Consider the following 22,972-nt stretch of genomic DNA (forward strand, 5'->3'; position numbering starts at 1 on the left):
GAACGTAAAAAAAGCTAAATTGCTAAACACAATTTGCACCAACCAGATGGTCATAAAAAATGCTCGACGTAATTTCCGACTCACAATATTTTAATGATCACTATCTTGCCAAGTGTCAAGTTGATACACCTATTGATATCGTAGAACAGGCTTGGAAAATAGCATTTCAGCACAGACAGCAGTTTTTAAGTGTTGTTGATTTTGGAGCTGGCGACGGTAAATTCGCTCACGGTGGTCAGTATTCTAATTATGTCGGATATGAGATTGACTCTAGACGAACCAAACATACCAGCCTACCGAGCAATGCAGAAATCATCCATAAATGCGCATTCTCAGACGTTAAAGGTAACTTTGATTTATGTATCGGTAATCCCCCTTACGTAAGGCACCATGAGTTAAATGATGAGTGGCAAAACAAAATTGCAAATCAACTCAGCCATGAATTAGGTATAAGGTTAGATAGGAGATCTAATGCTTTCATCTATTTCTTATGCCAAGCAATACTGAAAACGAATGACACAGCTCTTATTGTCCAAGTCATACCATATGAATGGGTATCTAGACCATCATGTTCTTTCTTAAGGAAGTACGTCGAAGATAAAAAATGGACTGTTAAAGTATATAGGTTTGAACAAGACGTTTTTGCTCACTCTAAAGTTCTAACCACTGCAAGCATTACGGTAATCGATAAAACAGGCAAAAATGGTATTTGGGAGTTTTATACAATTGATAACCAGTTCAATGCTGTAAGAGTTCAGTCCGCAACAGGCTCAAATGAAAAAGTTTTGAGTTATAAAAGCAGATCTCCATTCAACTACGCACAACGCGGACTCAGTCCTGGCGGACAAAAAATATTTTGTCTCACGGAAGAAATCAGACTCGCCTTTAAGCTAAAAATAGGTATTGATGTTGTACCTTGTTTAACTAACATTAGGCCAGTGCCTGATAAAATAGCTTTATTGAACACAACTAGCTTCCAAAAGTATCTAGTTAACGCAGGCGAGAAATGTTGGCTTATAACGCCAACCGTTACGCCAAGTGAAGAACTAAAAACCTATTTAGATAGTGTATCGGCAGAGGATAGAGATACCTACACCTGCCGCAATCAAAGTCCATGGTGGTGTTATAGAGCCCATCCTGTTCCTGATTTGTTGTATGGCTCCGGTTTCACGAAACATGGCCCTAAAATATTTATTAATGAGATTGGGGCGGTTGCGGTGGGTGCCGTACATGGAATACATAAGGTTAAGGGAATATCCAAGATACAATTAAGGAAGGCTCTTAGAACCTTTGAGTTTGAGAGTCGTATAGTAAGCCATTCAGGTGTTTTGAAAAAAATTGAAGTAAATCAGATGAATTCAGTTATAGGGACAATTTTGAATGATACCTGAAAAGAAGATCCTTAGGTTCTCTGTTGAAAGCGCAATCTTAAGGGAGCTAGGAGAGCAACTGGTAAGCAGGCCAGACGTAGCACTAACAGAACTAATTAAAAATGCATACGACGCCGACTCTCCAGATTGTCATGTAAAATGGGACAGAAAGAGAATCGTAATAGTAGATACTGGTCATGGAATGACTCTTACAGAGTTTAAATCTCGTTGGATGAGGATTGCGACCGGTAACAAAGGGGAGAGAAAAAACTCTACTCTATATAACAGAAAACTTACAGGTTCAAAGGGAATTGGGCGATTCGCAGTTAGATTTTTAGGCCACAGATTAACTTTAATTACTATTGCAAAGGATCCCCAAAGTAATACAAATACCAAACTTATTGCGTTTTTTAATTGGAAAAAGCTCGATGAAGCAACGGAAATCGAAAATCTTGAGATCCGCTACAAATATTATCCGAATGTGTCTGAGGCTACAGGCACCACACTGTGTATATCTGACTTAAGATACGAACCTAATGAATCGATTCTGAAACAGGTTCGGTCCAGCTCACTCAAAATGGTTTCTCCTATTAAAGCCCTCTTGAATGAGGCTCCAGACTACATCAAAAAGATTGCTAGCAAGGAATCCGAAAGTGATGATCCTGGCTTCACCTTAAGTTTCGACTCAAATCTACTAGAAAATGAAACAAGTACTGATGACGCCAAGGGTCTTTCAGAAATAATATTGAGTTTATCCGTCTCTAAAGTAAACTTCCATACAGAAACTATTTCAGATGGAAAAAATAAAAACAATGCAATCCTTCATATAAACGTAAGTCATGAATTGAAGCAGAATTGTTTTAGTGAACAATTTCCTTTTATTAATGTCATGGGTTGCGATATCTATGGAAGCATACATTATTTTCCTCTTCGGGAAGGTGTATTTTTAAATAAACCTGTCGATGGGAATGTTGCTAGAGCTTGGGTTAAAGAAAACAGTGGAGTGGCGGTTTTTGATAAGGGGTTTAGAGTAGTTCCGTATGGTCAAAGAAGTGACGACTGGTTGAACATCGACGCGGATACCTCAAAAAGCGCGAGGAAGTGGCGCACAGCTCGTATGGAAGAGCTTTTTCCAATTACGAGTGAAGAGATGATAAATCCCGGCATTAACCCAATGCTAGCTATTCCAGAATCCCATCAGATAGTTGGAGGGATTTTTGTTGAAGCATCTGATACAAGGAACTCCCTAGACAACAAAGCGCTCTCACCTACAATGGATAGACAGGGATTCTTGGAGAATGAAGGCTTCCACCAACTGTATGATACGGTTCGGTTTGCTGTAGAGTTGATAGCAAAGTTCGATAGGCAGCTACGATTAGAATTAAAAAGAGAAATAAGAAAAAAAGAATACGAGCAAGCATGGGACGATATAGATAGAACGATTGAAGTAATTGAAAGTGTCCCCTCTCTATCGTCATTTGATAAAGCTAGACTCACTAACGAATATCAAAGATTAAGAAGTGATTATGTAAGGCTAAACGAGCACGACAGAGAGTCTAGAGAAAACTTAGTTACTATGGGGTTACTTGGTGTTGTCGCAGGCTTTATGACTCATGAATACCAAAGCACTTTACATGAGCTAGAACTGGCGCAGCAGAGATTATTATTTCTTAGTAAACAACATCCTGAACTCAAGGAACATGCAGATAAAATTGCAAGCTCTATTGAAAGTTTCAATGGATATATTGATTATACACAAGCATTTATTAGCAGTACGCATTCAAATAGTGATACTCCATATAAAGTTTTGGCACAAATTAGATCAATCAAAAATACGTTTGCGAAATTTCGTGAAGAAAGAAATATAGAAGTAGATATTTCTGGTATTGATCCTGAAATGATTGGCCCTAATATGCCCGTCGCAATGTATAAGGGTATCGTTCATAATTTATATTCAAATGCAATAAAGGCCCTTGCAGATCATAAGAGCATTCAAAAAACAATTAAGATCTCTGCCTATAATTCTGGACACAAACATATACTAACAGTATGTGACAATGGCCCAGGTATCCCAGCTGGTGTAAGAGCGTTGATCTGGGATCCTTTATTTACAACGACATCAAATCAAAATAACCCGCTAGGATCTGGTATGGGACTTGGGCTCTCGTTAGTTAAAAAGCTCGTGATGTCAAAAAAAGGGACTGTTGGACTTGTTGAACCTCCTGAGGGATTTTCGACATGTTTCCATGTAGAGTTACCAACGCGGAGAGAAGACAATTGAAATTAAAAGATTCCATATTATTAATTGATGATACTCCAAGTAAGAGAGAGTTGCTTCTGAAAGCTCTTGAGGACGAGTTTGCAGATGGAAGTGTACATATACAAACTGTAACAGATCAAAATGTTGATGAGTACCTTCCTGTAAAAGATGATGGTCTAAATAAAGGTATTCGTTCTGGAGCACCAGAAGACAGATTGAGTTTCTATTTACAGAATAATCCGAATATTAAACTAGTTATAGTCGATCATGATCTTTCATTATTAGAATCACAGATGTCTGAGTCTGTTGTCGCTGCGGCATGTCAAAATGCTGGAGTCCCACATTGTCGTTACTCAAGAACCACTGGCTTTCAAACTACTCGACAGCAGTTATTAGAACTAGTCGAAAAAAGCCAAGTATACTCTATTAAAATTGATATTAGAGATATAGAGTCTTTTGACTTTGGTAACCAACCAGTATGTTTATCCACTATTAGGAACATATATGAAGGCTTTGAACAACTGAGATGTTTAATATTCAGAATGGACAAAGAGATGTTAAACAAAGGGCCAGCCGCTATCCTGTCCTCTATTTTGGGTTATCCAGGTTTAGAGCCCATGTTTCAGCAATATGCAACATCATATTCCGTGATGGCTGAAATACTTAAAATTAGAGAGATTATGGATGGTGACACTAAGACTGAGTTTGAACCCATAATTAGACACAGGCTTTCATATATTCTCGGTTTTTGGTTATACAATGTAATATTGAAATATCCTGGAATTCTACTCAATGAAGTTGCCGCGTCATCATATGTAAACCTTGATGTAGATTGTTTTTTGAAGAATAAAGACGCATTTAGCGACGCTAAATATCAAGGGCCTTTCTCAAAGATGAACAATCACTCTTATTGGTGGAGATATAAACTGGATGATATCTTAATTGATAACGATTGCGAAGATGGTATCAATTACCTACAAAGCCAGGGTATAGATGATTTAAAACCCAGTGTTTGCCATGTGTCAAAAGACACACCTGCAGGTTTTTATTGCCTTTTCACAAAGTCTCCAATATCGCTAGAGCATTCTGTAGGAAGCCTTAGTTGGATGCCGAATGGCGCAGACCTTAGTCGCGTCAGTAAGGATCTATACGACGAAGTTGCTCCATTTTTAGGCTTCTAACATAAAGGATTAAGTTAATGTCTTATGTAAGAACCTTCGAGACTAACTTCTCTCATTTCAAAAATGCAGTTAGTAGCGCAATCATTAAACTTGATAGCAAAGCGATAGTAACAATGCCAACTAGATGGATTGTAGATGAAGCAGTGAGTAATAATAATAGCAAGCTCATTCGCCCATCGGAACCATTTACACTAACGGCAATATCTCAGAAAGGGAATGCTGGTAGTAAGAGAATTTGTGCTTATATTGATGGTTATCTGAGGATATCAGGGAAAACAAGTGACAGAAGAGTACGAATAGACAAGTACTGCACAGAGGTTTTGTATTGTTATCCATGTAGTTCTATTGACTACAAAAATCTGAAAGTGTCTAGCGGATTCCATTTTGATTTTGACGTAGATGTCCAACCGGCACATCCAATTTTTCACATGCAACACGATAATACTATTCTCCGAGAGAAAGTAGAAAAAAAAGTTACTTCGTTACAACCTCAGCTTGGCGAAAATAGGTTATTTCGAGTACCTACATCTCAAATGGATATATTGTCTGCATTAGTTATGTTGATCGCGGATCATTTTGTTGATAAATCTTCAAGACAAGAATATGAAACATTCGTCAGCTTGCTTGACTCTATTGACAAATATATGGTTTTGGCAGATTTTTCTTTGTGTAAACAACCATTTAGAGGACCGCTTTCGACTTACGGTAATCTAAATTCAATCAGTTGGTATTGCCATCCATAGTCGTTAAATATGGTGAGTAGGTCAAAGTATCGGAATATAGCATCCTATTTTACAACCAACAAAATAGGGACATAGTAATTTTTAGCATAGATGTGTACAGTAGTTACAATCACAAAGCGTACTTAAAACTCTAATTAGGAGACAGACGGCGTAAAGCGCCGCCTTACGCTCAAGTGTAATGAATAATTAGCATGGGTTTTGCTGTAAAACGTTCAAAAATAGAATGCGTAGGCTTTATATTTATAATCGATGATACCCCTCTTAAATTGAATTTCTCTACATCGATGGAAAACTTGCATTCTTGATTAATATACTCAGATTTTATTGTTAGATCAGATGCTATAATTGATCTATCTGCTTTATCTATAACATCAACGCTCCAACCTATATTTCTACAAATATTAGGAGATAGTCTGGCAGAGACAACTAGCGGCACACTACTTATTCTTTTTATATCTACATTCTCAATTGAGTTTTTGAATACTTGTTGAATTTTATCTCTCGAATAAACTGATTCACTGCCAAATGTTATTATAGCAGTTTTAGGATTACTAAATTTGAATGATTCAGTTATTGCTCCTCCAGAGTTTATGTTAATAGAAGAGCTCCCTAATCCAAAATTATATCCACCAGTCGTTGAAAAATCTAACTTGCCCTGCAAGTCTTTGGCAATAAACACTGAGTATTAGCAAAAAAATCGCTTAACATTACTCTAGCTGGTACGGTAATCATCCCATTTTTAATGGACGCTTGAAGTAGAAGCCTGTGTTACTAAGTTGTCCTTGTACTTCGGTGGTATGCCACCCAAAGCTTTGTTTGGCCGTTCATTGTTATAAAACCACAGCCATTCTGTCGCATAGTCCTGAACTTCGGCAATACTGCTGAATAAATATTGGTTTAGCCAGTCGTAGCGAACTGTACGGTTATATCGCTCCACATAGGCATTTTGCTGCGGATTGCCTGGCTGAATATACTTCAGGGCCACTCCGTTTGATTCTGCCCAGTTTTTGAGGACAGAACCAATGTATTCAGGGCCGTTGTCGCTACGGATTTCCTTGGGTTTGCCTCGCCACTCAATGACTTGATTGAGCACTCTGACTACCCGTTCTGCCGGTAGCGAGAAGTCGACCTCAATGGCTAAGCCTTCCCGGTTAAAATCATCAATGATATTCAGCAGCCGGAAACTGCGGCCATCCTCGAGCTGGTCATGCATAAAATCCATCGACCAGCATTGGTTCTTCATCTCTGGCACCGCCAGCGGTTCAGGCTTTTCACGGGTGAGCCGTTTCTTGGGTTTTATCCTTAAGTTCAGCTCCAGCTCGCGGTAAATCCGCAGCACACGTTTATGGTTCCAGCCAAAGCGTTTCACATTACGCAGGTAATAGAAACACATGCCAAAGCCCCAACTCCGGTAAGTGGAGGTTAAGCGCAGCAGCCAGTCCGCAATTTCCGCGTTCTCATCCCTCAGACGGGCCTGATAGCGGTAGCAGGTTTCACTGATGCTAAACACCGCACAGGCCAATGTGACAGAAATGGATTTCTCGCGCACCGCCTTTTGCGCCAATTCCCGTCGGCGCGACGGCTTTACCACTTTTTTTCGATGGCCTCTTTGAGGATTTCGGCTTTGAGCCGTTCTTCGGCGTACATCTTTTTCAGCCGGGCATTTTCCGCCTCCAGCTCTTTAAGCCGGGCCATCATGGATGCATCCATGCCGCCAAATTTGGCGCGCCATTTGTAAAAGGTGGCCGAACTCATACCGTGCTCACGGCAGAGTTCGGGAACCGGAGCTCCAGCTTCCGCTTGTTTTAAAATTGCCAGGATTTGGCTGTCACTAAATTTTGATGTTTTCATGCAGAATCTCCTGCGTTTATATTACGAGAAAATTCTACTTTTAGCGTCAGTTAATTTAAGGGATGATTACCGTACTTCTTCTAATTTTTTATCAATGCCAACAAAAGAGTTGGCCTTATCAAGTGCTCGCGATATCTCGTTTGACCCAGCTGTACAGCTCAGTATTATGAAAAATAATGGTAAAACAGAAAGTTGCTTATATAACTTTTTCATACAAATATCCTTATACATGCCAAATGTTAACATAAAAGAAACAAACAGACATTTTCTACAGCACATAGATTATGGATAGATTTGGATATTTGTAAAATGAGCTTATTATTTAACCTTCCTGTTAATTAAACAATCTATAGCGTCACTTGTTACCTCTCTTACTTGCTGGCAGCGTAAAAAGCTTTTCTAACGCGACTCGCTCGCTCTCATTCAAATCACGATAAACCTGATTTGAGGGAAGCTTACGTCTCTGTATTGCAGTAGTCAGCTTATGCTCAGCATCAGAGTCACTTAGCCATAGCGCTAGTCCAATAACGTAGTGCCGCTCATCTATCGCTCGATGTTCAAACGCCATGCGGGACTTGATCAAATCAAGCACCGGCTGTCCAGTTAGCTCACACACATAACTTTGTAGATCAGGAGCCAGGGATTGACTTACGATCAGGCGACACAGTTGATGTAAGAGTAGCATTCGGCCGTAGTGAAAAACTCCTGAGCCTGTCAGTTGTTGGTCGACCACGCTCAGTAATTCGTTCCATTGCGCAAATGCGGGGCTACACTCTTTTACCATTGAGACGCTTGGGGCTTCAGATAGCTTAAAACCGCAATACCAGCAGTGATCCATTGGCTCCCCTTCCATCTGATTAGCCTTACCCAGCTCAGCTCTGTGGTACGACACAGGCATTTTGCAGCTATGACAACGGTCGTGCATTAAAATGTGATGTTTAGGGCAGAAGGTATAAAACGCCAGACGCCAACTCAACCGGAAATAAGGCTCAGAATCTTCAGCCAGGCATTGGGGACAAAACTGCACTCCAAAGTTACGAAAAGTGCGATGATAGAGGGACAAAGGGAGAACCCAGCGTAACTGGCCACTCAGATGTTTTTTGGTAAAGAATAGGCCTTCAAACAACAGCATGGTCGTTTTCACGACCTCAGTCAGCGGTGTTGCGGTCTTCTCACTCAGAGTATTCAGTAACCACTCAGGTGCATGCCGGTCAACATCCCGATTCCAGATCTGGCGTTCATGACCAAAGTTCCGGACACAGAAGGTTTGCACTTTCATTCCATTGGCATGAGCGCAACGAATAAGCCAGGACGATAAACATTCACCGGAGTATGGATGGGGATGTGCTGGCCAGACACGTCCCGTCAGCATCTTAGTAGTTCTTATCTATCTGGCGTTTACGCTCAGAAGGTGGAGTCCAGTTGATAGCTGCCAGCATATCAAAGGTAATGTGCTCCTTACCTGACTTCACAGCATATACAGCAGCACCAGTCAGTACTTTAGACAGTTCACCAATGTAACCTTCACTCATCGCGTATAGCTTTGATGCCAGAGCTTCGCTATGCAAAGTGGACGGCTTTTTTAATGGCAGCATTTTCTCAAAGCTGGCTAACAAACGCAGAAACTCGTTATTAAATTCCCACCGAGGCAATACTAAGGGTTTAAAGCGGTTTGCCATTTGCGGGTCTGTTTGCAGTGCCCGAAACGCATCTTTGGTACCAAAACCGACGATACTGATCTGCAGTTCATTACTCAGATACTTTAATACGTTTAAAAAGGTTCTTTGCCTGTTCATACTTCCCGCCAGTATGTTGTGCACCTCGTCCACAACTAATACTTTTAACTGAGCATAACGCAACAGTTTCAGCACCTGGAACTGTTTTTTATCCACTCTTTCACTGGGTTTGTAAGGTGCAAAGAGTGAGTCCAGGATAGCATTATAAAAACGGCCCTCATCCGGCACTGGTGGAGCCTGAATGTACATAACAGGCACCAGAACACCTTCGCCTGCAGGATTGTCCTGTGCAGGATGCAATTGGCAAAAGCGCTTGGCCAGCATAGTTTTGCCATTGTTCGAATCGCCCACAATCAGCATGCTTGGCATACGGTTGTTACGCGGGTGGCTTAGCAAATCCTCCATGCTTGCCAGCACTTCTTTTGCCTGAGAATAACCTATCCAGCGATCTGTCAAAATTCTGGTAATGCGATCTTCAGTGCTTAACTCCAGCGCATCCTTTGCAGCCTGATTCAAATGATCTGCACTCATAACAAGTCATCCATTTCATCGAAAGGCTGAATATCTGGCACAGCCGTATCAGTAGGCCATTGCTCTGCAGGTTTAGGAGAAACAACGTCATTCAGCGGTTTATGTGCTTCGCTGTGGCCTTTTCGCCGCTGATGTAGCCGACGCACAGCCTTACTTTTGTCTATCGATTGGCGCTCGATTTCACGCATCCGTTCATAGGCATCAAATATAGCTCTCTCGTCGACATGTCGACGTCCATCCGCTTCAGCTCTGCTTTTCGCTTCCCGCAATTCCCATATGCTAATCGCTGGATGCGAGGTGTCACGGTAAGGTATGGGATAGTAAGTACTCAACTCAGGGTCATAAAACCAAATCTGACTGATATCGCGAGGGTCACGCCTGAAGGTAAACTTGCGTTTTTTTGATGGCTCTTTCAAATCGGGTGCATTAATCCAGCGTCTCAAAACGTCGTGATAATAATGAATCTCGTCAATCTGCACGCCATAGTCCTGCACAGTTCTGAGTTCAAACGGCATTAAATCCAGTCGCAATTTGTATTCATCTGTTATCTTTGCCGGCAAACCAGCCCCTGGGTTCTGGTCATCTCCAAAGATACCTTTGTGCCAGGCAGCGATTGGTGCCATACCAATACTACTGTGCACCTTCTGATGATAGACATCCACAATGCAGGTAGTCAGCCAGGCTTCAAATTCAGACAGTGTAAGGGCTGCTTTACCTTCTGAGTCATATTCACCTTTTTGGCGTACATTAGCGAAAGTCGCCCCTGCCAGCTCGTGAATTTCTTTGGAAAAAGTGCCTAACACTCGTTCAACATGGGCACCAAAATTTGGCCGTCCGACAGGTCGCCATTCAATATCAATCCCATATTGCTCGAAAGCTCTGGTCAGCATCTGACCGCGAAACTCTTTAGCATTGTCCAAATGTACCTTGACCGGTAATCCCCAGACAGGCCATTGATTCTTGACATCAAAGTTATTCAGCCACTTATCTTTTGGCAAGATGGCGTGCACCAGGCATAAGCCGGTCGACAACGCACTCGGTGGGTCAAAGGACACATAAAACCCAATGATCATTCTGCTGTATACGTCAAAAGCCAAAGTGATCCATGGACGCCCTATTGGCTGCCGGTAATGATCATCAACCAGGATAATGTCTAACTTTGTATGGTCAATCTGAACAACGGCTAATGGGTAGTCCGCACCTGGGAATTTGCCTTCATGGGGCTTGTAACTCAGATCAGCAGTTTTCCTGCCCAATCTCGCGGCAGCTACAAGTTCGCCACTTAACGCTTTAACACGATTACGCACTGTGTTGGCGTGAGGTACAGCAAGACCTCTCTCGAGACAAAGTTCACGAACTCTGCTGCAAACCTTATGTACTGACTTCTTCTGCTTAGATAAATACTCGGTTGCAATGACCTGCCGGATCACTTCTTCTACTTGATCATCAAATCTTACCTGACCTTTGTCACGCCGCTGTTTAGGTAACAATCCGGTAAGCAGTCCTGAATCACTGTAGTCTTTAATCCAGCGGTACAAGGTAGTTACGTAGATACCATGTTTTGCAGCCGCATCTTCCATCTGCAACCGTGTTCTGGAGGGTAAATCTAACAGTGGTTTGATAATGTCGTACCGTAATTTAGCAATAGCCCAGGCTTCATCAGTGATAACCTGAAGGTCTGGCTTAAAGTCATCTGCCATAGCAACCACAGACTCCAGCTCACTGATATCTGCAGTACAAAGCTGTTGTGTTTGCTCGTCCAGTAGTTCAACTTCAGCCAACGACAAAACCTGAGATATTCGGTGTTTCTGTCCTCGATAAACGACTTGTTGCCCAGCAGCAATCTTCAGAGTTTTATTATTGGCCATCAGCAATACTCCATATTTTGCTGCTCATTGTCAGTTTGCTATCTAAGTCAGTAGCAACTTTTCCAGTACCTATCAAATGCCAAAGCGCGGGGATTAAGGCTGCCCTTTGCCAAGGGTCTTCTGAAATTGCAGCCAGTAAAAGGTCAGGTGTTGTTTGCTTGAGGCTATTTAGCCTGGTAAGCAGTATTTCAGTATCAGAATTTGCTAGCGCACCTCTACGCACAAAGGGAACAAGAAACTTAGCATTAGCCAATTTAGGGGTTCTGATATGCTTTTCAGTGATCAGCTTAAAACGCCAGCCTTGTCTCTTGGCAAAGCTAACAGCAGCTTTAAACTTAGGCTTAAACTCCTTCCAATTTGTTCGTAACTCGTCCGCATACTTCACTTCACAGAGCATTGGTTTACAGCCTGAAGCTTTGTAGTAAACCAGCATATCCGGTGTATAGCTTCTGGGTTTTCCTTTTCCATCCTCCCAATCGATGCGCCAAGGTTGCACTTCAAAGGACGAGATACCGGGATCAAACTCCAACAACGTAATAAAATCACGCTCTAAAGTAGATTCATACATCGCTGGCCCGTCGGCTTTGGAATAGGCAGCAATGCCGGTGACGTTACGGTAATTTTTGGGAATTTTGCGGACTGGCATATCAGTCACCCTTCAGCAGTTCGCTGAGCTGAATTCGGTCAAAATCCAAAGCATAAGCTTCTGGTTTCTTCGCTGCTTTAAACAGCAGGATATGTGACCATTCATCCGAACTTAAAACTTTATGGAGCTTCTTTTTTGTTTTAAGAGTCGTCTTTAAGCCGATGGTAACTGAGTTGATTGCTTCTGGAGTAATAGACGATAGACCAGGGGTTCTCTTTAATAAACGTCTTTCACGTTCATACGTCCAATACCAATATTTTGATGTAACCAAAGACTTAAAGACCCAATCTGCAATAAGTTTTTCGTCCAGTTCTCTGTCTTCAGACAGAAACTCAAACTGCCATTCAAGGTTTTTGATCGGGTGCTTACTTCCATAGGTAACATCGCTCACCTTACAACTCGTCTGGCGCTTGAGTACCTCTTCATCAAATCCTATACATATACCTGTGTGACAATTTGCGTAATGAGCCCACATTAATTGATTTTTCTTAGCGCGACTAAAACAGCAGATTCCGATACCTCTAACAATATCTGTCACCTTCCTGACGATATTCTCAATTTGAACACTTTCAGCCAAAATGGAATTGCTTAGGGACTCCCTAAGTACTCTTTCATACTCTATCTGACAGTCAAAGGGATCGTTAAAAGTAGCTGGGTCAGCGAAGTAAATTTCTTTTCGTTTAAATTCAACCAAGAAAAATTTTGATTTCGGATCGGAGAACTTGAATAGTACTTTTTTGGAAGGGTCTTTATTTACCATAGCATCATGCTCCGATCAGTTAGGTCCTTAAACTTCTGGCTTAATTTCATGACCCAGTACAAAATAGCGTTGTAAAAAAGGTATGGTTGAACTGGGGCAAGAGTTACAGTAGCAAAGACCTTTGTAGAAATGAACTGTACAGCTATAACCAGTAGCAAAGATTTTTGTGATTCACAGAAATAGTTGTGAATTACAACGCTAAATAGTACTGCACGGTGCTATTTTGTACCAAAACAGTTAAGGCATTAGCAGTGACAGGCCACTTTCTAACTAAGCCCTTGTGCAGGCAGTTAAATTTAGCTGCCTGCCCTGTCTTTTCATGCCGGGAACAACTATGCTCAACTCAGTGAACTGAAGGATTTGGTATGGACAACAGACGTTTTAGCCGGGTGTTATTTTCCGGTCCGGTACAACTGAAAAATGCCGACACTCTGTATACAGGTCATTTGCATGATTTGTCGCTCAAAGGTGCTTTATTAAAGTTTGAGTCAGCAACTGAGTTAGAACCAGGCCAAAGCTTCCAACTGCAATTTCAACTGAATGAGTCTGGTGTGGATTTGTTTATGGATGTGACTGTAGCGCATTTAAATGGCTCTTGTGTCGGTGTCCGCTGCGATAAAATTGATATCGACTCCGCTAGTCATTTACGCCGTTTGCTTGAGCTGAATTTAGGTGACGCCGATTTGTTAAGTCGCGAACTTACGGAGCTGTCGGAATAGCCGACACTTCCTGTAAAGAGTGTTTTGCATCCGGATAGCCTTGTTGAGCAGCGTGCTCCATCAATAAGCGCCAGCTCTGCCAGTCCTGCTGCTGTCTGGCCAAATAGGCATAAAAATACTGCACTGGCATAATCAATTCTGGCTGAGCTAAAACCTTCTGCATCAACTCAAAATACAAGCCTGGCACTTCTGCCTCATGTGAACGCATAAAGCTTAAGTTGTTTACAGGTGCATAAGCCTGCAATCCCACTTTGTTACAACTATCAACCGGCATTAGCTGTACTTCATCAGGTTGCAATTGCCAGCGCTGTAAAAATACATCCAGCTGGTTTTTATTGGTCAGCAAGTTCGGTCGGATTTTATCGCTATTACATTCAGCGTCTGCCACTTGTACACTTAAACTGTACTCGTCGATAAAACCCAGAATATGAGCAAACTCGTGTCTGAATACTGCAAAAGAGCTGCTTTCAGCAAGTTGCACTATGCCATTGTTGTAATTTGCATTGCCTTCCCCTGCGACAACAAGTAACTGACTAAAGCCACCCTCTGCAACATCGGACATTAATACCGGATACTGACACTGAATACGTTGCCCTGACTGGTAACTACATTGTAAGTCAGTACTGTTCACGCGCTTTTCAGGCAAAAAACAGACAGATAAGGAAGAAAGCTGCGGATCCTGCTGCCACTGCTGCTGCAACAAATGCAACTGCCGACTACCGGCTCTGGATTGAACTACAGGTTGCAAAGTAAGGCTACAAGAAGAATTTGTGTGTATTGGAGATTGAACGCTGTTGTGCACATACTGCCAGATGCCATAATCGGCGGCTAAATCGGTCTCTGCCGCGTTTAAACCCTGCTGTTGCTGCAGGTGTCGCTCAAGATAACCAGCGGCGGCTAAAAAGCCGTCTTGCTTCTGTTTCAGCGCAATTAAAGCAGCAAGCTGATTGGTAAGCCCGGCATCCACAGCCTTTTGATACCAGTTCAGGGCAGCGTGCGAGTCCCCCTGCAGTTCACGCTTCTTCGCAAGTATTAATGCTGCAGCTCCATTGCCTTGTTGCGCTTCATCCATTAATTGCTGTTCAGGCCAATGCTCAAGTGCGGGCTCACAGCCAAACAAACAGATGAATAACCCAAACATCAGCAATAGTTTTGAACAAGAACGTGGATAAAAAAAAGCCAGAGAACCGGCTTTTTTCTTTAGTCGCATCAGTCTGTTAGTTAACCGGGGCTTGATCTGCATCTAAACCACGCAGCCTGTTCATTTCGATGCGGGCATAACGGTGTTCAACAAACTCATACACGTTAGTTGCCAGTACTTTTTTATAGTAATCCAGCGCCTTAGTTGGGTTTTGTTGTTCGTGCCATTTGGCCAGATAGAAATAAACTTCACATAAACGTTCAGCCAGTTGCTGTGGATCGGAATTAACATTGACTGCGCTGTCCAATAACTCTTTTTCTGAAATTTTGCCCAGATAAAAAGCTACTATGTTGCTGGCCCAATGGTCCTGATCCAACTTCGTCTGATTCAAGGCTAAACGCGCCTGAGCTTCAGGTACGGATAACTTGGCATCAGCAAAATACAACCACAATGAGCGGTATGGATCTTCTGGCTTAGCCAGATAAAACGACTCAAAGTCGCCTACGGCCAGATCGGTTTTACTGTCATACAGCAGAGCTATACCCCGGTTTAAATAGGCATAATCATAATCTGGTGCCAACTCTAAAGCAGCATCAAATGACTCATAGGCTTCGGTGTAGTTGCCCACTAAGGTATGGTGAATACCAATAAAGTTATAGGCATCCGCCATATCAGGCTGTAATCGCAAAGCCCGCAGAAAATCAAAGCGAGCCAAAGAACGCAAACCTACACTGTCATACATCACACCACGGTCGTAAAATAACCGGGCACGTTGTTCATCTGTAGTTTCGGCTTTGGTCAACAGCTCAGAAATTCGCGCTATCGCGATTTCAGTGCGGTAAGAGGCAGGAACTGGTTCTGGTGCCAGTGGATTCTCCACCAGTACAGCTACTTCAGTTGAAGGTTTCTGGGCGCAAGCGCCCAGAGCCAGCAGTGCTGCAAGCAGCACTGCACTTTTGGTCAGGTCAGAGACCTTACTGAGCTTCAACAGCATCGGCAGACTCAACAGCTGCAGGCTTGTCCTGAGCTTCTTTAATGCTTAAACGCACACGACCTTGCTTGTCTACTTCCATCACTTTCACAGCCACTTTCTGACCTATAGCTAAGTGATCTGCTACATTGCTCACGCGCTCATCAGAGATTTGTGAAATGTGAACTAAACCGTCTTTGCCTGGCAGAACGTTAACGAAAGCACCGAAGTCAACAATACGTACTACTTCCCCCTGATACACCGCACCTACTTCAATTTCAGCTGTGATAGCTTCAATTTTGTTGATGGCAATGTTGGCAGCTTGTGAGTTAGTCGCGGCGATTTTCACTGTACCGTCATCTTCGATTTCGATCGTAGTACCAGATTCTTCAGTGATCTGACGGATCACAGCACCACCTTTACCAATCACATCACGGATTTTTTCCGGGTTGATTTTTAAAGTGTAGATACGTGGAGCATGTTCAGACAGCTCTTCACGGTGAGTGCTGATCGCCTGATCCATCACATTCAGAATATGGATACGGGCAGCTTTGGCTTGTTTCAGCGCGATCTGCATGATCTCGCGAGTGATACCTTCAATTTTGATATCCATCTGCAGTGCAGTGATACCTTCAGTAGTACCAGCCACTTTAAAGTCCATGTCACCTAAGTGATCTTCATCACCTAAAATATCAGACAGAACTACGAAATCGTCGCCTTCTTTCACCAGACCCATAGCGATACCGGCAACAGAAGCTTTGATAGGTACACCAGCATCCATCAGCGCTAATGAAGAACCACAAACAGAAGCCATAGAGCTTGAACCGTTAGATTCAGTGATTTCAGATACCATACGTACTGTGTACGGGAAGTCGTTGAAATCAGGCATTACTGCTGCTACACCACGTTTCGCTAAACGGCCGTGACCAATTTCACGACGCTTAGGAGAACCTACCATACCCGTCTCACCTACTGAAAACGGAGGGAAGTTGTAGTGGAACAGGAAGTGGTCGGTTTTTTCACTCAGCAAATCATCAACAGTTTGCGCGTCACGGGCAGTACCTAAAGTACAGGTCACTAACGCCTGAGTTTCACCACGAGTGAACAAAGCTGAACCGTGTGTACGAGGTAATAAACCAGTCATCACGCTTAAAGCACGAACCATTTCGTTGTCACGACCGTCGATACGTGGCTCGCCTTTGATAATGCGGCTACGTACAATTTTACTTTCCAGGTTGTGGAAAATTTCGTTGGCTTCAGTTTCGTCAAAGCTCTCGCCTTCAGCTAACTCAGCTTTGATTTGAGCAAAAACTTCAGCTTTGATAGCGCCAATAGCTTCGTAACGTTTGGCTTTTTCAGTGATACGGTATGCTTCGCCAACAGGGGCTGTTGCCAGACCTGCAATTTTACTGCTCAGCGTTTCGTTTTTAGCAGGAGCAACCCAATTCCAGGCTGGTTTTGCAGCAGCAGCGGCAAATTCATTGATAGCGTTGATCACTGTTTGCATCTGGTCGTGACCAAATACCACAGCACCTAACATCACGTCTTCTGATAACACACCAGCTTCAGATTCAACCATCAGTACAGCGTTTGCAGTACCAGCTACGACTAAATCTAATTTGCTGTCTTTTAATTCAGCTTCTGATGGGTTTAATATGTATTGGTTGTTTACATAGCCAACACGAGCCGCGCCTAATGGACCACTGAACGGGATACCAGAGATAGCCAGCGCAGCAGAAGTACCGATGATAGAGATAATGTCCGGCTGAATTTCAGGTTGTACTGAAACTACAGTGGCAATAACCTGAACTTCATTGGTGAAGCCTTCAGGGAATAATGGACGGATTGGACGGTCGATTAAACGTGAAATTAACGTCTCGCCTTCTGACGGACGGCCTTCACGCTTGAAAAAACCACCAGGGATGCGGCCTGCCGCATAAGTTTTTTCCTGGTAGTTTACGGTCAGAGGGAAGAAATCCTGACCAGGTTTAGGTTGTTTTTTACCTACCACTGTGACTAACACAGAGGTATCACCCATGCTGGCCAATACAGCCGCGTCAGCTTGACGGGCGATAACGCCGGTTTCCAGAGTAATAGTGTGTTGGCCAAACTGGAATGATTTTACGATGGGGTTCACTGATTATTTCCTTTCTATTTTTCGCGTTTTTTCGCGGAGTCTTTTGGTCTGTTTTTCGCGGCACAGTATAGCCTGTTACAGGGCTTAAAAGATAGCTGGCACCAGAGTCGCAGGGTATAAAATTTAAGCATGTCCGGGCGGTAAGAACATCATGAAGGCATTAAGTTGCATCGGTATGAATTTTTAACCTTCAAAATACACAAAATCGCCTGGAGCGATTTTGAACATTGGAACGAAGCGACGATGGCCCATAGGGCATTTTGCAGGACAGCAAAATGTAAAAAATCGCCTGGAGCGATTTTGACTCACATCGTCCATGATGTTCGCCTTCGGCAGCTAAAGCTGTGCAAAACGGCTATCCTGCCGTTTTGTGAATATCGGAGCGAAGCGACGATGGCCCGACAGGGTGAGCGCCATGGATGGCGGCGAATAAAAAAATCGTCTGGAACGATTTTTAACAGCTTCAGCTGGCCCAAAGGGCATTTTGCAGGACAGCAAAATGTAAAAAGCCAGTCTAGGACTGGCTTTTTCAGGCATAAGCTGCGAATTAACGACGCAGACCTAAACGCTCGATCAGAGTAGCGTAACGCTGAGCGTCTTTGCCTTTTAAGTAATCTAATAACTTACGACGTTGGCTAACCATACGTAACAGGCCACGACGTGAGTGGTGATCGTGTTTGTGGTCAGCAAAGTGCGGTTGTAACTTAGCAATAGTTGCAGTTAATAATGCAACTTGTACTTCTGGTGAACCGGTATCGCCTTGTTTAACAGCGAAATCTGCTAAGATTTGCGCTTTTTCAGCTGTAGTTAGTGACATAGAGCCTCCAATAGAGAGATATGTTGTGCCGGCCACTAATCCAGCAACAACGAAAATGAGCGCGCATTCTATGCGCTTTCTTAAAGTCTTACAAGCAAAATTATAATGCTGGTGCTTGCCACACACTGGTATTGAGTAAACGTCGAACCGACAGTACACCTGAGTCTAACGAAGCCACACCAATAAACTGCTGCGCAGGGCCATAAAGTTTAATAGCGTCAGCCGCTTCTGTGCCTAAATCGGCCAGTTCAGATTCAGTTAACAGCACAGTCTGACCATGCACTAAACGCTTTTGTTGGGCTTCATTCAGTTGCAGCTCTGGTAAGTCAGTTAAGGCTAAATCCATAGGCAGCAGCAACGCATCTAAACCAGCCCAATCCTGCTTATCGTTCAGCGGCACCAGGTCTTCCTGCGTCAGCATTTGTGCCGCATGAAAAGGGCCAACATGAATACGGCGCAACGCACTGACATAAGCGCCAGAGCCCAAAGCTTCACCTAAATCATCAATCAAGGTACGGATATAAGTGCCTTTGCTGCAATGCACCAGAAAGCTGGCGTATTCGCCGTCAAACTGCTGCAATTCAAAGCGAAAAATAGTGATTGGCCTGGCTTCACGAGGTACTTCAATGCCTTGACGGGCATATTTATACAGCGGCTGCCCCTGGTACTTCAGAGCAGAAAACATAGTCGGAACCTGCATCACAGGACCACGGAACTGCTGCATTTGCTGCTCAAGCATGGCCTGATCAAAAGTTACAGGCCTGCGGCTGATGATTTCGCCTGCAGCGTCGCTGGTGTCGGTACGTAAACCAAAATGCGCTGTCACCAGATAGGTTTTGTCTGTGTCCAGTAAGAACTGACAAAACTTGGTGGCTTCGCCAAAGCAAATCGGCAATAAACCACTGGCCAACGGATCCAAAGCTCCGGTATGACCTGCCTTTTCCGCCTGATACAACCAGCGCACCCGCTGCAAAACTCCGTTGCTGGAAATTTCTAACGGCTTATCCAGTAACAGTATGCCGTGGACTGCACGACGCGCCATTACTCTTCCTCGTCCTGCGCCACTTTAGGCTTACGATCAGGCTCCTGACCCGCCTCAATACGGCGTTTGTCATCTTCGCGGCGTACCTGTTCGACCAGGTTGGCCATACGAATACCCTGATCCAACGACTGGTCAAAGTAAAAACGTATCGTAGGTACTATACGGGCCTGAATGCGTTTAGCGATTAGACTGCGGATATAACCACAGGCGTCGTTTAAAATATCCAGGTTCGCTTTTACTTTGTCGGCTTCTAAGCCTAAAAAAGTCACATAAATTTTGGCGTGCGATAAGTCACGCGATACGTCTACGTCAGACACGGTAATCATATTGTGCAAACGTGGGTCTTTGATTTCACGTTGTAAAATCACTGCGATTTCCTGTTGCATTTGCTGCGACAGACGGTCTACCCGGGTAAATTCTTTAGCCATAATTCTTTCCAACACATGTGAGCAGAAAGAAACAGGGGCCTAAGCCCCTGCCGATCTCTTCAACTTTAAATTTGCCAACTTAAAGTGCTTATAAAGTACGTTCAACCTGAACCACTTCAAACACTTCAATCTGGTCGCCTTCACGCACGTCGTTGTAGTTCTTCACGCCGATACCACACTCGAAGCCGTTGCGTACTTCGGAGACGTCGTCTTTAACACGACGCAGGGACTCCAGTTCACCTTCGAAAATAACCACGTTGTCACGCAGTACACGAATTGGTGCGTTACGTTTAATCACACCTTCGGTCACCATACAGCCTGCGATAGCGCCAAACTTCGGTGAACGGAACACTGCACGAACCTGAGCCAGACCAATGATCTGTTGTTTGAACTCAGGAGCTAACATACCTGTCATGGCGGCACGAACTTCGTCTAACAGTTCATAAATGATGCTGTAGTAACGTAAGTCCAGGTTCTCTTCTTCAATGATCTTACGGGCAGTGCCTTCGGCACGCACGTTAAAGCCGATGATGATAGCCGATGATGCAGCTGCAAGCGTTGCGTCGGTTTCAGTAATACCACCCACACCACTACCGATGATTTTGATTTTCACTTCATCAGTCGACAGACGGCTCAGTGACTCGCTGATTGCTTCCACAGAACCTTGTACGTCAGCTTTCAGAACTATGTTCAGTTCAGCCACATCGCCTTCAGACATGTTGGCAAACATGTTTTCCAGCTTAGATTTTTGCTGACGAGCCAGTTTGACGTCACGGAATTTACCCTGACGGTACAGTGCTACTTCACGGGCTTTACGCTCGTCTTTCACTACTGTCACTTCATCACCAGCTTGCGGCACACCGGAAAGACCTAAAATCTCTACCGGAATAGATGGGCCTGCCACTTTGATTTCTTTACCGTTTTCATCGCGCATCGCACGAACACGGCCGTACTCAAAACCACAAAGCACGATTTCGCCTTGTTGCAATGTACCTTCCTGAACCAGGATGGATGCCACAGGACCACGGCCTTTGTCCAGACGTGATTCAATAACAACACCACGAGCCAGACCTTTCTTCACTGCTTTTAATTCCAACAGTTCAGCCTGGTTCAGTATAGCTTCCAGCAGGTCATCTATACCCATGCCTGTTTTTGCAGAGATAGGCACGAATTGAGTATCACCGCCCCACTCTTCAGAAATAACGCCGTACTGAGACAATTCGTTACGAACGCGATCCGGATCTGCATCCGGTTTGTCCATTTTGTTCACTGCAACAACCAAGGGTACGCCAGCCGCTTTCGCGTGCTGAATAGCTTCTTTGGTTTGTGGCATCACGCCATCGTCTGCAGCCACAACAAGGACGACTATGTCTGTTGCCTTGGCACCACGGGCACGCATTGAAGTAAATGCCGCGTGACCTGGTGTATCCAGGAAGGTCACCATACCGCGTTCAGTTTCTACATGGTATGCACCGATGTGCTGAGTAATACCACCGGCTTCGCCAGCTGCTACTTTTGCTTTACGGATGTAATCCAGTGTCGAAGTTTTACCGTGGTCAACGTGACCCATAACGGTAACAACAGGAGCACGAGGCTCTAACTCGCCCTGACCTTCACGGTCTGACATGACCGCTTCTTCCAGCTCGTTTTCTTTAGTCAGAGTGAACTTGTGGCCCATTTCTTCACAAACGATAGCTGCAGTTTCCTGATCAATCACCTGGTTAATGGTTGCCATAGCACCCATTTTCATCATGACTTTGATCACTTCAGAAGCTTTAACTGCCATCTTCGAAGCTAATTCAGCTACAGTGATGGTTTCGCCAATTTTGACTTCACGTTCTACCGGCTGAGCTGGTTTGTTAAAACCATGCTGCATGCTAACTGGTGTTTTCTTTTTCTTGTGGCGATTAGCGCGGTTAAAGGCGTCTTTATCATCCACATCATCTTTTTTCTTCGCTTTACCAGCCGGAGCTTTTTTCGTAGTACGACGACCACCACGTTCTTCACGGGCATCCACTTCGTCTTCAGCTTGCTTAGCGTACACGTTGCTGGTTAAGTGATAATCAGCTTCTTCTGCCGGCTTGGTTTCTTCTTTGGCCCAACGCTCGGCGTTTTCTTCAGCTAAACGACGTGCGGCTTCAGCTTGCTGTTTGGCTTCAGCTTCCATTTTACGTAACAATTCAGCTTCCTGTTGCGCTTTGATACGCTCAGCTTCACGCTTCGCTTCTTCTTTCGCTGCGCGACGAGCCGCTTCTTCCGGATCGTCTTTCATTAACTGAGCATGTTTAGCTTCGTCACGTTTTTTCTGTTCTGCCGCTTTACGTTCAGCTTCTTCTTTCGCTTTACGGTTAGCTTCTTCTTTCACTTTTTGCTCTTCAGCTAAACGCTCTTGCTCGCGTTTTGCTGCTTCTGCAGCTTGTTCAGCGGCAATACGTTCCTCTTCAGCCAGCTTTGCAGCTTCTTCGCCAGAAGGACGTTTAACAAAAGTCTTTTGTTTGCGCACTTCAACCTGAATCTCGCGGTTGCGGCCAGCGCCACCAGCCACACTCAGAGTGGTTTTTTCTTTACGCACTAACGTCAGTTTGGACGGTTCAGCGGACTGACCACCGTGGGCTCGACTTAAGTGATCCAGAAGAGTTTTTTTCTCTTCCTCATTGACCATTTGGCCTGCGTGTTTTGTTATGCCTGCATCCGCAAACTGTTGGATTATACGATCAACAGTCGTATTGACGTCACTGGCCAGTTTTTCTATGGTTACATCTGCCATGTCAG

General features: G+C 43.9%; 19 protein-coding genes. 5 read left to right on the forward strand and 14 right to left on the reverse strand.

Annotation, left to right across the window (positions count from 1 at the left end):
• Nucleotides 1-59: 59 nt before the first annotated feature.
• The 4 genes from EK374_RS15005 to EK374_RS15020 are packed head-to-tail and all read left to right on the forward strand — an operon-like array spanning nucleotide 60 to nucleotide 5,554.
• Nucleotides 60-1,391 (forward strand): Eco57I restriction-modification methylase domain-containing protein, encoded by a 1,332-nt coding sequence (locus EK374_RS15005; protein WP_127025291.1) that lies wholly within the window; start codon nucleotides 60-62, stop codon nucleotides 1,389-1,391.
• Nucleotides 1,381-3,651, forward strand: a complete 2,271-nt coding sequence (locus tag EK374_RS15010) for a sensor histidine kinase (RefSeq protein WP_127025293.1) — start codon at nucleotides 1,381-1,383, stop codon at nucleotides 3,649-3,651. Before EK374_RS15005 ends, EK374_RS15010 begins: the two co-directional genes overlap by 11 nt.
• Nucleotides 3,648-4,811 carry a hypothetical protein gene (locus EK374_RS15015; protein WP_127025295.1) on the forward strand — a complete coding sequence of 388 codons (1,164 nt, stop codon included), beginning with the start codon at nucleotides 3,648-3,650 and terminating at the stop codon, nucleotides 4,809-4,811. The genes EK374_RS15010 and EK374_RS15015 overlap by 4 nt, the downstream gene beginning before the upstream one ends.
• Nucleotides 4,812-4,828: 17 nt before the next feature.
• Nucleotides 4,829-5,554 (forward strand): hypothetical protein, encoded by a 726-nt coding sequence (locus EK374_RS15020; protein ID WP_127025297.1) that lies wholly within the window; start codon nucleotides 4,829-4,831, stop codon nucleotides 5,552-5,554.
• Between the two features lie 169 nt (nucleotides 5,555-5,723).
• Here EK374_RS15020 and EK374_RS15025 read toward each other — a convergent pair whose 3' ends face one another.
• The 7 genes from EK374_RS15025 to EK374_RS15060 all read right to left on the reverse strand — a co-directional run bounded on the left by EK374_RS15025 (nucleotide 5,724) and on the right by EK374_RS15060 (nucleotide 12,946).
• Nucleotides 5,724-6,233: a hypothetical protein gene (locus tag EK374_RS15025; RefSeq protein ID WP_127025299.1), complete on the reverse strand. Its 510-nt coding sequence runs from the start codon at nucleotides 6,231-6,233 to the stop codon at nucleotides 5,724-5,726.
• Between the two features lie 60 nt (nucleotides 6,234-6,293).
• Nucleotides 6,294-7,405, reverse strand: a protein-coding gene (locus EK374_RS15030; RefSeq protein ID WP_407691844.1) for an IS3 family transposase whose coding sequence is annotated in 2 segments (ribosomal slippage) — nucleotides 6,294-7,144 and nucleotides 7,144-7,405 — 1,113 coding nt in all. Because the reading frame shifts where the segments join, the coding sequence is not laid out codon by codon here.
• A 355-nt stretch (nucleotides 7,406-7,760) separates the two neighbouring features.
• The gene (locus tag EK374_RS15040) at nucleotides 7,761-8,777 is read right to left on the reverse strand and encodes a TniQ family protein (RefSeq protein ID WP_127025302.1); all 1,017 of its coding nucleotides are present in this window, start codon (nucleotides 8,775-8,777) and stop codon (nucleotides 7,761-7,763) included.
• 1 nt (nucleotide 8,778) lies between these two features.
• Nucleotides 8,779-9,672 carry a TniB family NTP-binding protein gene (locus EK374_RS15045; RefSeq protein ID WP_127025304.1) on the reverse strand — a complete coding sequence of 298 codons (894 nt, stop codon included), beginning with the start codon at nucleotides 9,670-9,672 and terminating at the stop codon, nucleotides 8,779-8,781.
• A complete protein-coding gene (locus EK374_RS15050) occupies nucleotides 9,669-11,540 on the reverse strand; it encodes a Mu transposase C-terminal domain-containing protein (protein ID WP_127025306.1) in 1,872 nt (623 codons plus the stop codon). The genes EK374_RS15045 and EK374_RS15050 overlap by 4 nt, the downstream gene beginning before the upstream one ends.
• Nucleotides 11,530-12,186 (reverse strand): TnsA endonuclease N-terminal domain-containing protein, encoded by a 657-nt coding sequence (locus EK374_RS15055; protein ID WP_127025308.1) that lies wholly within the window; start codon nucleotides 12,184-12,186, stop codon nucleotides 11,530-11,532. The genes EK374_RS15050 and EK374_RS15055 overlap by 11 nt, the downstream gene beginning before the upstream one ends.
• Before the next feature lies 1 nt (nucleotide 12,187).
• Nucleotides 12,188-12,946: a DUF2971 domain-containing protein gene (locus EK374_RS15060; protein ID WP_127025310.1), complete on the reverse strand. Its 759-nt coding sequence runs from the start codon at nucleotides 12,944-12,946 to the stop codon at nucleotides 12,188-12,190.
• A 365-nt stretch (nucleotides 12,947-13,311) separates the two neighbouring features.
• Here EK374_RS15060 and EK374_RS15065 point away from each other — a divergent pair, with 365 nt between their 5' ends.
• Nucleotides 13,312-13,665 carry a PilZ domain-containing protein gene (locus EK374_RS15065; protein ID WP_127025312.1) on the forward strand — a complete coding sequence of 118 codons (354 nt, stop codon included), beginning with the start codon at nucleotides 13,312-13,314 and terminating at the stop codon, nucleotides 13,663-13,665.
• Here EK374_RS15065 and EK374_RS15070 read toward each other — a convergent pair.
• The 7 genes from EK374_RS15070 to infB all read right to left on the reverse strand — a co-directional run bounded on the left by EK374_RS15070 (nucleotide 13,646) and on the right by infB (nucleotide 22,967).
• A complete protein-coding gene (locus EK374_RS15070) occupies nucleotides 13,646-14,806 on the reverse strand; it encodes a hypothetical protein (RefSeq protein ID WP_127025314.1) in 1,161 nt (386 codons plus the stop codon). The two genes, EK374_RS15065 and EK374_RS15070, sit on opposite strands and share 20 nt — an antisense overlap.
• Nucleotides 14,807-14,882: 76 nt before the next feature.
• A complete protein-coding gene (nlpI, locus tag EK374_RS15075) occupies nucleotides 14,883-15,800 on the reverse strand; it encodes a lipoprotein NlpI (RefSeq protein ID WP_127025316.1) in 918 nt (305 codons plus the stop codon).
• A complete protein-coding gene (pnp, locus tag EK374_RS15080) occupies nucleotides 15,781-17,913 on the reverse strand; it encodes a polyribonucleotide nucleotidyltransferase (protein WP_127025318.1) in 2,133 nt (710 codons plus the stop codon). Before pnp ends, nlpI begins: the two co-directional genes overlap by 20 nt.
• Before the next feature lie 547 nt (nucleotides 17,914-18,460).
• Nucleotides 18,461-18,730: a 30S ribosomal protein S15 gene (gene rpsO, locus EK374_RS15085; RefSeq protein WP_046519467.1), complete on the reverse strand. Its 270-nt coding sequence runs from the start codon at nucleotides 18,728-18,730 to the stop codon at nucleotides 18,461-18,463.
• 100 nt (nucleotides 18,731-18,830) lie between these two features.
• Nucleotides 18,831-19,772 carry a tRNA pseudouridine(55) synthase TruB gene (gene truB, locus EK374_RS15090; protein WP_127025320.1) on the reverse strand — a complete coding sequence of 314 codons (942 nt, stop codon included), beginning with the start codon at nucleotides 19,770-19,772 and terminating at the stop codon, nucleotides 18,831-18,833.
• Entirely contained in the window at nucleotides 19,772-20,200 is a 429-nt protein-coding gene (rbfA, locus tag EK374_RS15095) for a 30S ribosome-binding factor RbfA (RefSeq protein WP_127025322.1), read from the reverse strand. Before rbfA ends, truB begins: the two co-directional genes overlap by 1 nt.
• An 88-nt stretch (nucleotides 20,201-20,288) precedes the next feature.
• Nucleotides 20,289-22,967 (reverse strand): translation initiation factor IF-2, encoded by a 2,679-nt coding sequence (gene infB, locus EK374_RS15100; RefSeq protein WP_127025324.1) that lies wholly within the window; start codon nucleotides 22,965-22,967, stop codon nucleotides 20,289-20,291.
• Between the last annotated feature and the right edge of the window lie 5 nt (nucleotides 22,968-22,972).

It is taken from the genome of Rheinheimera mangrovi, from assembly GCF_003990335.1.
GTDB classification, from domain to species: domain Bacteria; phylum Pseudomonadota; class Gammaproteobacteria; order Enterobacterales; family Alteromonadaceae; genus Pararheinheimera; species Pararheinheimera mangrovi.

Coding starts and splice junctions, on each gene's coding strand:
- EK374_RS15055 (WP_127025308.1), bottom strand. CDS start 12,186: ATGCCAGTCCGCAAAATTCCCAAAAATTACCGTAACGTCACCGGCATT.
- EK374_RS15065 (WP_127025312.1), top strand. CDS start 13,312: ATGGACAACAGACGTTTTAGCCGGGTGTTATTTTCCGGTCCGGTACAA.
- truB (WP_127025320.1), bottom strand. CDS start 19,772: ATGGCGCGTCGTGCAGTCCACGGCATACTGTTACTGGATAAGCCGTTA.
- rbfA (WP_127025322.1), bottom strand. CDS start 20,200: ATGGCTAAAGAATTTACCCGGGTAGACCGTCTGTCGCAGCAAATGCAA.
- rpsO (WP_046519467.1), bottom strand. CDS start 18,730: ATGTCACTAACTACAGCTGAAAAAGCGCAAATCTTAGCAGATTTCGCT.
- EK374_RS15010 (WP_127025293.1), top strand. CDS start 1,381: ATGATACCTGAAAAGAAGATCCTTAGGTTCTCTGTTGAAAGCGCAATC.
- EK374_RS15005 (WP_127025291.1), top strand. CDS start 60: ATGCTCGACGTAATTTCCGACTCACAATATTTTAATGATCACTATCTT.
- EK374_RS15040 (WP_127025302.1), bottom strand. CDS start 8,777: ATGCTGACGGGACGTGTCTGGCCAGCACATCCCCATCCATACTCCGGT.
- EK374_RS15020 (WP_127025297.1), top strand. CDS start 4,829: ATGTCTTATGTAAGAACCTTCGAGACTAACTTCTCTCATTTCAAAAAT.
- infB (WP_127025324.1), bottom strand. CDS start 22,967: ATGGCAGATGTAACCATAGAAAAACTGGCCAGTGACGTCAATACGACT.
- EK374_RS15045 (WP_127025304.1), bottom strand. CDS start 9,672: ATGAGTGCAGATCATTTGAATCAGGCTGCAAAGGATGCGCTGGAGTTA.
- EK374_RS15060 (WP_127025310.1), bottom strand. CDS start 12,946: ATGGTAAATAAAGACCCTTCCAAAAAAGTACTATTCAAGTTCTCCGAT.
- EK374_RS15050 (WP_127025306.1), bottom strand. CDS start 11,540: ATGGCCAATAATAAAACTCTGAAGATTGCTGCTGGGCAACAAGTCGTT.
- nlpI (WP_127025316.1), bottom strand. CDS start 15,800: ATGCTGTTGAAGCTCAGTAAGGTCTCTGACCTGACCAAAAGTGCAGTG.
- EK374_RS15070 (WP_127025314.1), bottom strand. CDS start 14,806: ATGTTTGGGTTATTCATCTGTTTGTTTGGCTGTGAGCCCGCACTTGAG.